This window comes from Mycoplana sp. ABR4_002 (assembly GCF_056159645.1).
The window spans coordinates 2938176-2951652 of the sequence record NZ_JBSWVO010000001.1 but is presented as its reverse complement, the minus strand read 5'-3'; the positions used below and the strand labels follow the sequence as shown (position 1 = coordinate 2951652).

Sequence of the window (13477 nt, the reverse complement as noted above, 5' to 3'; positions counted from 1 at the left end):
CGATCAGAGCCCGGCCTTCATCGCCTTGCCGGCGACATAGGTTTCGCGCACCGAGCGGTCGTCGCCGAGGGTCTGCAACAGAAACAATTCGTCGGCGAGCGAGCGCACGACTTCCATCCTGAGGGCCATGGCAGGGGTCGCCGCCGCGTCGAGAACGACGAGGTCGGCGTCGCTGCCGGGCTGCAGCGTGCCGATCCGGTCGGCAAGCGACAGCGCCTCGGCGTTGCCGAGCGTCATGTGATAGAAGCTCTCGAACGGGTTCAGCCGCTCGCCCAGCAACTGCTGGATCTTGTAGGCCTCGTCCATTGTCCGGAGCATCGAGTAGCTCGTGCCGCCGCCGATGTCGGTGGCGAAGCCGAGGCGCACCGGCCTGTCGCGGCGCGACAGCGACCTGAGCGGGAACAGGCCGGAGCCGAGAAACAGGTTGGACGTCGGGCAGTGCACGGCGACCGCGCCCGCCTCGCTCATCGCGTCCGCTTCGCGATCGGTCAGATGGATGCAGTGGCCGAACAGGCTCTTCGGTCCGAGCAGGCCGTAGCGCGCATAGACATCGGTGTAGTCGGCCGCCTCGGGAAAGAGGCTGGCGGTGAAACGGATCTCGTCCTCGTTCTCCGACAGGTGGGTCTGGATGTGCAGGTCGGGAAACTCGCGGGCGAGCCGGCCTGTCGCCTCCATCTGCGCCGGGGTCGAGGTGATGGCGAAGCGGGGGGTGATGGCGACGTGGTTGCGGCCCTTGCCGTGCCACTCGGCGATCACCGCGCGGGTCTCGTCGTAGCCCAGCTGCGGCGTGTCGAGCAGGCCCTGCGGCGCGTTGCGGTCCATCATCACCTTGCCGCCGACCATGCACATGCCCCGCCGCAGCGCCTCGGCGAAATAGGCGTCGGCCGAGGTCTTGTGCACCGAGCAGTAGGCGACCGCGGTCGTGGTGCCGTGGCGGATCAGTTCGTCGTAGAAGTGGCCGGCGATGCGGGCCGCGTGCGCCGGCTCGACGAAGCGGCATTCTTCCGGGAAGGTGTGCGTGTTCAGCCATTCCAGCAGGTTGGCGGCATAGGCGCCGATCACCTGCATCTGCGGAAAGTGCAGGTGCGTGTCGATCAGGCCCGGCAGGATCAGATGCGGGCGGTGGTCGATCTCGGCGACGCCGGCCGGGGCCTTGGCCCGGACGTCCGCATAGGCGCCGGTCGCCGCGATCCTGCCGTCCACGACCAGCAGGCCTCCATCGGCGTCGTAGTGGTAGCTGCCCGTGTCGTCCATGCCTTCGGGCCGGCGGACGAAGCCGAGCAGTCGCCCGCGCAAAAGTATGGCCGTCATTTCGCGCCTCCGAAGACCGCGCTCTCGTACCAGGCGGTCAGCACCCGGCGCTCCTCGGGGGTGACGCCGGTCAGGTTCCCCGGTGGCATGGCATGACTGCGCCCGGCCTGCAAATAGATTTCGCGCGCATTGCGCGCGATCGCCGCGTCGCTGTCCAGAACGACGTCCTTCGGCGCAGCCAAAAGGCCGTCCCAGACCGGCTCGGCGGCATGGCACATGCTGCAGCGGCTTGTGACCACGTCGCGCACGGCCGGGAAATGCGGATCGGCCGCGAACTTCCGGAAGATCGGCGCGGACGTGGCCTCCGGCACCTCGCCGACCAGTACCTTCGGCGCGGTCGACAGCCAGATGATGAGGATGAACAGGATTGCCGTCGCCAGCCAGGTCCAGGTCGGCCGGCCCTTGCGGGCGTGGGTGGTGTTGAACCAGTGGCGGATGGTGACGCCCATCAGGAAGACGAGGGCGGCGATGATCCAATTGAAGGCGGTCGCGAAGGCGAGCGGGTAGTGGTTCGACAGCATGAAGAAGATGACGGGCAGCGTCAGGTAGTTGTTGTGCAACGAGCGCTGCTTGGCGATCACGCCGTACTTCGGGTCCGGCGTGCGTCCGGCGATCAGGTCGGCGACGACCACCTTCTGGTTGGGGATGATGATGAAGAAGACGTTGGCCGACATGATCGTGGCGGTGAAGGCGCCAAGGTGCAGGAACGCGGCGCGGCCGGTGAAGACTTGTGTATAGCCCCAGGCCATGGCGACCAGCAGCGCATACAGCAGGATCATCAACCCCCAGGTGCTGGCACCGAGCGGCGACTTGCAGAGCAGGTCGTAACAAATCCACCCGAGTGCGAGCGAGGCGATCGAGATCGCGATCGCGGCCGGTGCGGAAACCTCGAGCACGCTACGGTCGATCAGGAACAGGTCGGCGCCGGCATAGTAGACGATGCAGAGCATGGCGAAGCCGGACAGCCAGGTGGCGTAGCTCTCCCATTTGAACCAGGTCAGGTGCTCGGGCATCGTCGCCGGCGCTACCAGGTATTTCTGGATGTGGTAGAAGCCGCCGCCGTGCACCTGCCATTCCTCGCCGTAGGCGCCGGCCGGCAGGTGGTCGCGCCGCACGAGGCCAAGGTCGAGCGCGATGAAGTAGAAGGACGAGCCGATCCAGGCGATCGCGGTGACGACGTGCAGCCAGCGCACGGCAAAGCTGACCCATTCCCAGGCAATGGCGTAGTCGTACATGCGGGCCCCTCTCGTTCATTCGCATCCGCACATTGCGAGAATTTTGCCGCAGAGGAAAGGGGTTGGGCAGGCGAGCCAACGCCGACGCATCAGTCGGCGAAGCTCGGCAGTTCCGAGCGCAGCCAATTGCGGAACAGCTTGATTTTCGGAACGTTGCGCCGGCTTTCCGGATAGGCGAGCCAGTAGGCCTTGCCGTCGGTGCAGGCGATGTCGAACGGCTGGTAGAGCCGGCCGAGCGCGATGTCGTTGGTATAGAATTCAGGATTGAGCATGGCGACGCCGTGGCCGGCCATCACCGTGTCGGCCTCCAGCGTCTGGGTGCCGAGATAGGTATGCGGCCGGTCGCTGAGGTCGATGCCGGGCAGGCCGGCGGCGGCGAACCATTGCGTCCACCACGGGTCGGTCGGATCGAAGATCGGCAGCTTCAGCAGATCCGTCGGCTCTACAATGCCGCCGACGCTCGCGGCAAGCGCGGGGCTCAGCATCGGCGTGAAGCTCAGTTCCATCAGCTTGTGGCTGGCCAGCCCCGGCCAGTTGCCGTCGCCATAGCGCAGCACGACGTCGACCGCCTCGCGGGAAAAGTCGACCAGCCGCTGGTCGGTCAGCAGGCGCACCGCGACCGTCGGGTTCTGCAGGTGAAACGATCCCAGATGCGGCGCCAGCCATTTCGAGGACAGGGTAAAGGTCGAACTGATGACCAGCGTCGCCTCCGCGTCGTCCAGAACGGAGCTGAAGGCAACGCTGAGGATGGCGAAGGCCTCGGCCACCCGGGGCGCCAGCCGCTGACCGGTCTCGGTCAGCACGATCTGCCGCGGCCGGCGCAGGAACAACGGCTCGCCGAGGAGATCCTCCAGCAGCTTGATCTGGTAGCTGACGGCCGTCTGCGTCATGCCCAGTTCCTCCCCGGCGCGGGTGAAGCTGCCGTGTCTCGCGGCGGCATCGAAGACGCGCATGGCGTTCAGGGGGAACTGGCGCGCCAGTTTCATGGATCAGCTCTCTTTATGCGTCCAGACGGAGGTTCGATTGGAATTCCAGCATTCTCCGGCGCAAACTGCAAGCAAGTTCAACGACCGCCATGAGGTGTCATTATGGCTTGCCCGGACATGGAATATCAGCGCCAGACCCTTCCCACGCCGTTCGACTGGTGGGTGCGCGCCGTCGTCGACGCGCTGATGCCGACCTTGCAGCACAGACCCCCGCGGCTGGATGTCGAGAACCTGCCTGACCATCTCAAGCGTGATCTCGGCCTTCTCGACGGCCGGGCACCGTACCGGGAAAGGGACTTTTGATAACCGAAAGGCGGCCATCGTCCCGGATCGGGGCGATGGCAACGGTCGCTCACGCCGCCTTCAACCGCTCGACCGCCATCAGCACCCGTTCCGGCGTCGCCGGCGCATCGAGTCGCGGGCAGTGGCGATAGCCGGCGACGCTGGCGACCGCCATGGACAGCGCCTCCAGCACCGAGATTGCCAGCATGAACGGCGGCTCGCCCACGGCCTTCGAGCGGCCGATCGTCGGCTCGACGTTCTGCGACCATTCGGCAATCGCGATATTGAAAACCGGCGGCCGGTCGGAGGCGAGCGGAATCTTGTAGGTCGAGGGCGCGTGGGTGCGCAGCCGGCCCTTTTCGTCCCACCACAGTTCCTCGGTCGTCAGCCAGCCCATGCCCTGGACGAAACCACCCTCGATCTGGCCCCGGTCGATCGCCGGGTTCAGCGAGCGGCCGACGTCGTGGAGGATGTCGACGCGGTTGACCTGGTGCTCGCCGGTGAGGGTATCGATCGAAACCTCGGACACCGCCGCGCCATAGGCGAAATAGTAGAAGGGCGAACCGATGCCCCTGGCGCGGTCCCAGTGGATCTTCGGCGTCTTGTAGAAGCCGGCGGCCGAGAGCTGGACGCGGGCGAGGTAGGCCTGCCGGATGAAGTCGGGGAAGGGGACCAGGGTCTCGCCGACCCGCACATGGTGCGGTACGAAGGCGACGGCCTCCGGCGGAACGTTCCATTTTTCCGCGGCGAACGCGACGAGGCGCTCCTTGATCTGACGCGCCGCGTCGAAGGCCGCCATGCCGTTCAGGTCGGAACCGGAGGAGGCGGCGGTGGCCGAGGTGTTCGGCACCTTGCCGGTCGTCGTCGCGGTGATCTTGACTTGCGCGATGTCGACCTGGAAGGCGTCGGCGAGCACCTGTGCGACCTTGACGAACAGGCCCTGGCCCATCTCGGTGCCGCCGTGGTTCAGGTGGATCGAGCCGTCCTGGTAGACATGCACCAGCGCGCCGGCCTGGTTGTACCAGGTGGCGGTGAACGAGATTCCGAACTTGACCGGCGTCAGCGCGATCCCCTTGCGGATCACGCGACTCTTGTCGTTGAAGGCGAGGATGGCGCGGCGACGTGCCTGGTAGTCCGATGAGCGTTCCAGCTCGTCGACGATACGGTGGACGATGTTGTCCTCGACCGGCTGGTGATAGGGCGTCAGGCAGCGGTCGGAGCCGGCCTCGCCGTAGAAATTGGCCTTGCGGACTGCGAGCGGGTCCTTGCCGAGCGCGTAGGCGATCTCCTCGATGATGCGCTCGCCGCCCACCATGCCCTGCGGACCGCCGAAGCCGCGGAAGGCGGTGTTGGAGACGGTATGGGTCTTCAGCGGCTGCGAGCTAAGCCTTACGTGCGGATAGAAGTAGGCGTTGTCGGCGTGAAACAGCGCCCGGTCCGTCACCGGCCCGGAGAGGTCGGAGGAAAAGCCGCAGCGCGCGGCATAGTTGGCCTTTACCGCCAGGATGCGGCCCTCATCGTCGTATCCGGCCTCGTAGTCGATGATAAAATCGTGGCGCTTGCCGGTGGCGACCATGTCCTCGTCGCGGTCCGGGCGGATCTTCACCGCGCGTTTCAGCTTCTTGGCGGCGATGGCGGCGATCGCGGCGAACTGGTTCGACTGCGTCTCCTTGCCACCGAATCCGCCGCCCATGCGGCGCACCTGCACGGTGACGGCATTGGAGGGCACGCCGAGCGCATGGCTGACCATGTGCTGCACTTCGCTCGGGTGCTGGGTCGAGGACCAGACGGTGACCTCGTCGTCCTCACCGGGAATGGCGAGCGCGACGTGGCCCTCGAGATAGAAATGGTCCTGGCCGCCGACCCGCATCCGCCCGCCGAGGCGGCGCGGGGCCTGCGCGAGCGCCGCCTCGGCGTCGCCGCGCGACAGCGTCAACGGGTCGGTGACCAGAATCGCTCCGCCTGCGAGCGCATCGGCAGCGTCGGTCCAGTGCGGCAGGTCGCGATACTCGATCGTCGCCAGCCGGGTGGCGCGGCGGGCCGCCTCGCGCGTCCGCGCGATCACGGCGAAGACCGGCTGGCCGTGGAACTCGACCCTGCCTTCGGCCAGCACCGGTTCGTCGTTGCGGCCGGTCGGGCTGATGTCATTGACCCCCGGCACGTCCGCGCCGGTCATGACCCAGACGACGTCCGGCGCGGCGCGAACTTCGGCCAGATCGATCGCGACGATCTCGGCATGGGCGCGCTCGCTCATGCCGAGGGCGGCATGCAGCAGGCCGTCCGGTTCCGGTATGTCGTCGATGTACTCAGCCGTGCCGGCGACATGCTTGTGGGCGGAGTCATGCCGCTGCGGCGCGTGCATCGGCGCGGTGATCGTCTTGCGGTCCTCGAAGGCGGAACGGTCCATCATGCCTCACCTCGTTCGGGTTGCCGGCGGCCCTGCCGCAGCGACCGACCCGGGCCGTGTGCAGCGCGGCTGCGGGAGGGCGCGTGCCGTGATTGCCGCATCACGCCACCTCCCCGAACCGCCGCAACTGCGCGGCTTCGCCGGCCGTCTCCAGGAAGAAGCGTAAGAGCAGGTTCTTCGCGGCCAGCATCCGGTACCCGGCCGACGCGCGCCAGTCGGTAAGCGGCGCGTAGTCCTTTTCGAAGGCGGCGCACGCCGCTTCGACCGTCGCTTCGCTCCACGGCCTGCCAGCAAGGGCGGCCTCGACGTGGCGGGCGCGCTTGGGTGTCGCCGCCATGCCGCCGAAACAGACGCGCGCCTGCTCCACTCCGGCCCCGGCATCGAGCGTGACACGGAAGGCGCCGCAGAGGGCCGAAATGTCTTCGTCGCGCCGCTTCGACACCTTGTAGGCGGCGAAACGGTCGTCCGGCGACGGGGCCGGCACGAACACACTCTCCAGGAATTCGCCCGGACGGCGGTCCTGCTTCCCGTAGTCGATGAAGTAGTCTTCGAGCGGCAGCTCGCGCGTTCCGGTGGCGGAGCGCAGCGTCAGCGTCGCGCCGAGCGCGATCAGCGGCGGCGGCGTGTCGCCGATCGGCGAGCCGTTGGCGATGTTGCCGCCGATCGTGCCCATGTTGCGCACCTGGTCTCCGCCGAGCCGGTCGAGCAATGGCCGCAGCGCCGGGGCAAGGCTTGCGAGCGCTTCCTGCGCCTGGGTGTAGGTCACGCCGGCGCCGATGCGGAGGCCGCCGGGCGTGCGGGTCACGGTCTGCAGTTCCGGCAGGTGGTTGATGAACACGACCGGGTCGAGCGCACGCATCTGCTTGGTTACCCAGAGGCCGACATCGGTGCAGCCCGCGACGACGGTGGCGTCCGGGTCCCGGGCAAGCACGCCGGCAAGGTCCTTCACCGTCGCCGGGACGATGACGCGGCCGCCCGGCGGGCCAAGCCGGATGGTCTTGCGCGGGGCGAGCGCTGCAAGCCTCGCTGCCACGTCCGCGCGGCTGCGCTCGATCGGGTCGAACACGGCGCTCGGCCGCTCCGCCGCGACCGCCTCCGCCGCCCTGACGATCGGCTCGTAGCCGGTGCAGCGACAGAGATTGCCCTGGAGCGCGCGCTCGATCTCCGGCCGTCCGGGCCGGTCGTTGTTGAGCCAGAGGCCATAGAGCGACATGACGAAGCCCGGCGTGCAGAAGCCGCATTGCGATCCGTGCTGGTCGACCAGCGCCTGCTGTACCGGGTGGAGCGTGCCGTCGGCGGCAGCGAGATGCTCGACCGTGACGACGTGGGTGGCGTTCATCGACCCGACGAGTCGGATGCAGGCGTTGACGCCCTCGTAGACGAGCCGGCCGTCGAGCAGCCGTCCGACCAGCACGGTGCAGGCGCCGCAATCGCCCTCGGCGCAGCCCTCCTTGGTCCCGGTCAGCCGCCGGCGCAGGCGAATCCAGTCGAGCAGCGTCAGGGTGGCAGGCACGTCGTCGAGCGCGACGTCCTCGTCGTTCAGGATGAAGTCGATACTGCCGGTCCTTTCGCCCATGCGCCGCCCTTTGCGTGCTATTGCGCCGTCCAGCCGCCGTCGATGGAGATGTGCGTGCCGGTGATCGATCGGGCCGCGTCGCTGGCAAGGAACGTGGCCGCTTCCGCGATCTCCTCGACGGACACGAACTCCTTGGTCGGCTGGAACTTCAACATGACGTCCGACTTCACCTGTGCCTCGCTGATGCCGCGCGCGCGCGCGGTGTCGGGAATCTGCTTTTCCACCAGCGGCGTCAGCACATAGCCCGGGCAGATCGCGTTGACGGTGATGCCCTGGTCGGCGACCTCCAGCGCGACGGCCTTGGTCAAGCCCATGATACCATGCTTGGCCGCCACATAGGCCGACTTGAAGGGCGAGGCGACGAGGCCGTGGGCGGAGGCGATGTTGACGATCCGGCCCCAGCCCTTCGCCTTCATGCCGGGGATGGCGGCACGGATGGTGTGGAACGAACTCGACAGGTTGATGGCGATGATCTGGTCCCACTTCTCGACCGGGAAGTCCTCGATCTTCTCGACATGCTGGATGCCGGCATTGTTGACGAGGATGTCGACGCCGCCGAACTCGGCGGTGGCGGTCGCGATCAGGTCGGCGATCTCGGCGGGTTTCGTCATGTCGGCGGGATGATAGAGGATCCTGCCGCTGCCGAGGCCAGCGAGCTTTTCGCGGGTCGCGTCGATCTCGGCCGGGTCGCCGAGCCCGTTGATCACGACATTGGCGCCGTTCCTGGCAAAGGCACTGGCGATCGCAAGCCCGATGCCGCTGGTGGAACCGGTGACGACGGCTGTTTTCATTTTACAACTCTCCCTGCATTCACGCCGGCCGTCCTCGTTGCCGGCCGTGCTGCGTCGCAGCAGCCTACGCGCAAAGCTCGAAGGCTTGCAATTGGCTTTTTGGAAGGAGAAAACAGGGAGGTCGGGCGCGGTCGACTTGCGATTTATTTTCTTTTGACATTCGTTTTGATGTCGTATTGAAACTTTCGAAGGGCCATCGGGAGCGGTCCGACACAGGCGGGAGGATTTCATGGGTGGATACATTCTCGCGATCGACCAGGGCACGACCTCGAGCCGGGCGATCGTCTTCGATGGCAACCAGCAGATCGCGGGTGTCGGGCAGCGTGAGTTTACCCAGCAGTTTCCCCGGTCCGGCTGGGTCGAGCACGACCCCGAGGAGATCTGGAACAGCGTGATCTGGTCGGTCCGTGCCGCGCTCGAAAAGGCCGGCGTCGCCGCCGCCGACCTGTCCGCCATCGGCATCACGAACCAGCGCGAGACGGTCGTGGTCTGGGACCGGGCAACCGGCCGGCCGATCCACAATGCGATCGTCTGGCAGGACCGGCGCACGGCGGCCCATTGCGAAGAGCTGAAGAACAAGGGCCTTGAAGACATCTTCATCGCCCGGACCGGGCTGCTGCTGGACCCCTATTTTTCCGGCACGAAACTCGCCTGGATCCTCGACAGCGTCGAGGGCGCGCGCGGGCGCGCCGCGCGCGGCGAACTCTGCTTCGGCACGATCGATAGCTTCCTGATCTGGCGGCTGACCGGCGGGCGGTCGTTCAAGACCGATGCGACCAACGCCAGCCGCACGCTGATGTACAACATCGCCGACAACGGCTGGGACGAGGAGTTGCTTGCGATCCTGAACGTGCCGAAGGGGATGCTGCCGGAGGTGCTCGACTGCGCCGCCGACTTCGGCGTCACCGAACCGGAGCATTTCGGCGCAGCGGTGCCGATCCTCGGCGTGGCCGGCGACCAGCAGGCGGCGACGATCGGCCAGGCCTGTTTCGAGCCCGGCATGATGAAGTCGACCTACGGCACCGGCTGCTTCGCGCTGCTCAATACCGGCGCCGACATGGTGCGCTCGAAGAACCGGCTGCTGACCACGATCGCCTATCGCCTGGACGGCAAGACCACCTACGCGCTCGAAGGCTCGATCTTCATCGCGGGCGCTGCGGTGCAGTGGCTGCGCGACGAGTTGAAGATGATCGAGACCGCCTCCGAGGCGAGCGCGCTGGCGGCCAAGGCCGATCCGATGCAGCAGGTCTATCTCGTGCCGGCCTTTACCGGCCTCGGTGCGCCGCACTGGGATCCCGATGCGCGCGCGGCGATCTTCGGCATGACCCGCGGCACCGGGCCCGCCGAGTTCGCCCGGGCGGCGCTCGAGGCCGTCTGCTACCAGACGCGCGACCTGCTCGACGCGATGCACGGCGACTGGCGGAACGGCGGCAGCGAAACGGTGCTGCGCGTCGACGGCGGAATGGTGGCCTCCGACTGGACGATGCAGCGGCTCGCCGACATCCTGAACGCGCCGGTCGACCGGCCGACGATCCTGGAGACGACGGCGCTCGGCGCGGCCTGGCTGGCCGGGGAGCGCGCCGGGGTCTGGCCCGACAAGGCCGGCTTCGCCAAGGGCTGGGCCCGTGACCGCCGCTTCGAGCCGCAAATGGACGAAGGGACGCGTGGCGCGAAGGTTAAGGGCTGGAAGGACGCGGTGCGGCGGACGCTGAGCGCCGGCTAGGCGGACGGAGTGCATGACCGACGGTATTGGGGCGGCGAACGGGCTCGGCGCTCAGGGCCGCTGCACGGCATAGAGTTCCCACGTTCCCGGAACGTCCCGCAATGTCCTTGGGAGACGTTCCGAAAACATCGTGCCGGATCCGGCGACGAGGTCGCGAACCGTGCGCGACACCAGAAGTTCGCCGGCCGCGGCTTCATCAAGAATGCGCGAGGCAATGTGAACGGCGAGCCCGCCGACATCGCTGTCCCGCATCTCGCACTCCCCGGTATGCGCCGCAGCGCGAATGGAGAGGCCGAGCGCGGCGAGTCGTTCCGAGATTGCACCGGCGCATCGGATCGCCGGGGTCGGTCCCGGGAAGGTGGCAAGCAGGCCGTCGCCGGTCATCTTGATCTCCCTGCCGCCGTGGCGCTGCAACTCTGAGCGGATGGCGTCGTCGTGACGCCTGAGAAGTGCGGTCCATTCGCGGTCGCCGAGACGGGCGGCCAGCGACGTCGATCCGACGATGTCGGTGAAGAGGACGGTCAGCAGGACGCGTTCGACGACCGCTCGGGGGCGCTCTCCGGTCAAAAATTCCTCGATCTCGTCGAGCGCGCGGTCGGTGTCCCCGGCCCAGATCACGTGGTCGTCGCCCGGTAGCACGACATATCGGGCGCCGGCGATGTGATCGGCGAGATATCGGCCTTCCTCCGGCCGTACCCAGCGATCGCCGGATCGGCTGAGGACCAGGGTCGGCGCCCTGATCGTCGGCAGGATGTCCCGTACGTCGACCTCCGTGCTCCAGCGCCAGAGCGCGATCGCGTCCTGCGGCGCGGCAGCGTTCCGCAGATACGAGGCGAGCAGTTCGGCCGTCTGTTCATCCTTGACCAGGCTGGGTGCCGCATTGGAGAGGTCGAACGGCCCGCCCCAGTCGAGGGCGATCTTCTCCAGTTCTTCCTCGATCTGGTCCGGCGTCCTGGCCCAGGGATAGTCATGCGCCCAGCGACCCCGCGCATAGGCGCCATGAAGCACCAGGGCCGTCGCTTGTTCCGGACATGTCGCGGCGAACTGCATGCACAGGCTGCCCCCTTCCGACGTTCCGAACAACGCCGCGCGTGCGGATCCGACCGCGGACAGGACGGCGTTCAGGTCCTGCATGCGATCCCCGATCGATGCAGGGCCGATGATGCGATCCGAGAGCCCGGTGCCGCGCTTGTCGAACATGATCAGGCGCGCAAAGGCGCTCAGCCGATCGAAGACGTGAACCATGCTGGGCAGGTTCCAGGCATGGTCGAGGTTGGAGACCCAGCCGGGGACGTAAACAATGTCGATCGGCCCGTTGCCGACCACCTGGTAGGCAATGCTCAGATTCCCGCTGCGGGCGTAGCGTGTCTTCGGGATCATAGAGGCATCTTCCGCCTCGGCCGAGGCATTGGCAAGGCGCCCTCGCCGCGTGCGGGAGCGTTGCGGCTGCGAAAAGATCGAACGAAATTCGCATGCGCGTTGTCGGTTTCGGCGTTACTGCTACGTCAAGCCAACGAGGAGGATGCGATGCTGTATGCCGTTCTTTGCTACAATTCCGAGGAGGCCGTGGCCGCCTGGAGCCGGGAGGAGGAGGACAGGGTGATGTCCGACCTTGCTGCGGTCGAGCGCAAGTATGCCGAGGCGGGCAAGCTCGGACCTGTCGCCCGGCTGATGCCGACCACGGCGGCGACGACGCTGCGCAAGGCGCAGGGCGAGAGCTTCGTCATCGACGGCCCGTTTGCCGAGACGAAAGAGCAATTTCTCGGCTTCTTCCTCGTGGACGTGGAGACGCTCGAGGAGGCGATCGCCTTTGCCAAGGAACTCGCCGTCGCCAACCCCGGCGCCGGCGCCTACGAGATCCGGCCGCTGCGCGTCTTCAAACCCGGCGGAGCATTGGAGCCACTGTGAGCGAACTTGGCTGGATCGACGTTGCGCTCACTTCCGCCCGCCCGCAGGCGATGGGGGCGCTGCTGCGTTACTTCCGCGATCTCGACCTCGCGGAGGAGGCCTTCCAGGAAGCCTGCCTGAGAGCGGTGAAGAACTGGCCGGAAAAGGGGCCGCCGCGCGACCCGGTGGCCTGGCTGATCTTCGTCGGCCGCAACAGCGGCATCGACAGCCTGCGCAAGCGTGCGCGGCAGGCGCCGCTGCCGCCGGAGGAGATGCTGTCCGATCTTGACGATGTCGAGGGGGACCTCGCCGAGCGGCTCGACGGCTCGCACTATCGTGACGACATCCTGCGGCTCCTGTTCGTCTGCTGCCAGCCCGGCCTGCCGACCACCCAGCAGATCGCGCTCGCCCTGCGCATCGTCTGCGGCCTCTCGGTCCGCCAGATCGCGCGCGCCTTCCTCGTCTCCGAAGCGGCGATGGAGCAGCGCATCACCCGCGCCAAGGCGAAGATCGCAACGGCCGGCCTGCCGTTCGAGGCGCCGGACGCGGCCTCGCGCGCCGAACGCCTCGGCATCGTCGCCTCGATGGTCTATCTCGTCTTCAACGAGGGTTACTCGGCCGTCGACCGGCAGCGGGCGGACACGCCGTTCTGCGAGGAGGCGATCCGGCTGGGCCGGCTGCTGTTGCGCCTGTTCCCGTCGGAGCCGGAAATCATGGGCCTGACCGCGCTGCTGTTGCTGCAGCACTCCCGGCTGAAGGCCCGGTTCGACGACGACGGCCAGATCGTGCTGCTCGAGGACCAGGACCGCAGCCTGTGGGATGCGCGGATGGTCCGCGAGGCGCTGGCGCTGATCGACAAGGCGCTCCGCCATCGCGCGCCCGGTCCCTACCAGATCCAGGCGGCGATCGCGGCGCTGCACGCCCGTGCCGGGAGCGCCGAGGAGACCGACTGGGAGGAAATCGACGCGCTCTACCAGGCGCTCGAGCGCCTGCAGCCGTCCCCGGTGGTGACGCTCAACCGGGCGGTCGCGGTGGCGAAGCGGCAGGGGCCGCAGGCGGCGCTCGAACTGGTCGACCCGCTGGCCGACCGCCTGTCCGGCTATTTCTACTTCCACGGGCTTCGCGGCGGGCTGCTGAAGCAGCTCGGGCGGCGCCGGGAAGCGCACGAGGCGTTCGAGCGCGCGATCGCGCTCGCGACCACGCCGGCCGAGGCGGCCCACATCCGCCAGCATCTCGACGGGCTGGCGCGCGAGATGGCCACAGGCGTCTAGAAAAAAGC

At 67.5% G+C, this 13477-nt stretch carries 11 protein-coding genes; 4 read left to right on the top strand and 7 right to left on the bottom strand.

All coding sequences use genetic code 11. The features are described from left to right. Nucleotides 1-3: 3 nt before the first annotated feature. The 3 genes from guaD to ACXAGF_RS14110 form a co-directional block, all read right to left on the bottom strand. Nucleotides 4-1311, bottom strand: a complete 1308-nt coding sequence (gene guaD, locus ACXAGF_RS14120; protein WP_475018026.1) for a guanine deaminase — start codon at nucleotides 1309-1311, stop codon at nucleotides 4-6. Then, a complete protein-coding gene (puuD, locus tag ACXAGF_RS14115; RefSeq protein ID WP_475018024.1) occupies nucleotides 1308-2546 on the bottom strand; it encodes a urate hydroxylase PuuD in 1239 nt (412 codons plus the stop codon). Before puuD ends, guaD begins: the two co-directional genes overlap by 4 nt. 89 nt (nucleotides 2547-2635) lie before the next feature. Continuing rightward, nucleotides 2636-3532, bottom strand: coding sequence for a LysR substrate-binding domain-containing protein (locus ACXAGF_RS14110; RefSeq protein ID WP_475018022.1), 897 nt, complete (start codon nucleotides 3530-3532; stop codon nucleotides 2636-2638). A gap of 102 nt (nucleotides 3533-3634) precedes the next feature. On the opposite strand from ACXAGF_RS14110, the gene ACXAGF_RS14105 reads away from it, so the two are divergent. Beyond that, entirely contained in the window at nucleotides 3635-3835 is a 201-nt protein-coding gene (locus ACXAGF_RS14105) for a hypothetical protein (RefSeq protein WP_475018020.1), read from the top strand. Between the two features lie 49 nt (nucleotides 3836-3884). Here the strand turns inward: ACXAGF_RS14105 and xdhB are convergent, their stop codons facing one another. The 3 genes from xdhB to ACXAGF_RS14090 form a co-directional block, all read right to left on the bottom strand. Continuing rightward, nucleotides 3885-6221 (bottom strand): xanthine dehydrogenase molybdopterin binding subunit, encoded by a 2337-nt coding sequence (gene xdhB / locus ACXAGF_RS14100; protein ID WP_475019297.1) that lies wholly within the window; start codon nucleotides 6219-6221, stop codon nucleotides 3885-3887. Nucleotides 6222-6321: 100 nt separating this feature from the next. Next, a complete protein-coding gene (gene xdhA / locus ACXAGF_RS14095; protein ID WP_475018018.1) occupies nucleotides 6322-7797 on the bottom strand; it encodes a xanthine dehydrogenase small subunit in 1476 nt (491 codons plus the stop codon). Nucleotides 7798-7814: 17 nt separating this feature from the next. Then, on the bottom strand, nucleotides 7815-8588 hold the full coding sequence (locus ACXAGF_RS14090; RefSeq protein WP_475018016.1) for a 3-hydroxybutyrate dehydrogenase: 774 nt from the start codon (nucleotides 8586-8588) through the stop codon (nucleotides 7815-7817). A gap of 229 nt (nucleotides 8589-8817) precedes the next feature. On the opposite strand from ACXAGF_RS14090, the gene glpK reads away from it, so the two are divergent. Further along, entirely contained in the window at nucleotides 8818-10311 is a 1494-nt protein-coding gene (gene glpK, locus ACXAGF_RS14085) for a glycerol kinase GlpK (RefSeq protein ID WP_475018014.1), read from the top strand. A 51-nt stretch (nucleotides 10312-10362) separates the two neighbouring features. Here glpK and ACXAGF_RS14080 read toward each other — a convergent pair whose 3' ends face one another. After that, on the bottom strand, nucleotides 10363-11691 hold the full coding sequence (locus tag ACXAGF_RS14080; protein WP_475018012.1) for an adenylate/guanylate cyclase domain-containing protein: 1329 nt from the start codon (nucleotides 11689-11691) through the stop codon (nucleotides 10363-10365). Between the two features lie 147 nt (nucleotides 11692-11838). Between ACXAGF_RS14080 and ACXAGF_RS14075 the strand changes: the two genes are divergently transcribed. After that, nucleotides 11839-12219 (top strand): YciI family protein, encoded by a 381-nt coding sequence (locus tag ACXAGF_RS14075; RefSeq protein ID WP_475018010.1) that lies wholly within the window; start codon nucleotides 11839-11841, stop codon nucleotides 12217-12219. Further along, a complete protein-coding gene (locus ACXAGF_RS14070; RefSeq protein WP_475018008.1) occupies nucleotides 12216-13469 on the top strand; it encodes an RNA polymerase sigma factor in 1254 nt (417 codons plus the stop codon). Before ACXAGF_RS14075 ends, ACXAGF_RS14070 begins: the two co-directional genes overlap by 4 nt. Nucleotides 13470-13477: the final 8 nt, after the last annotated feature.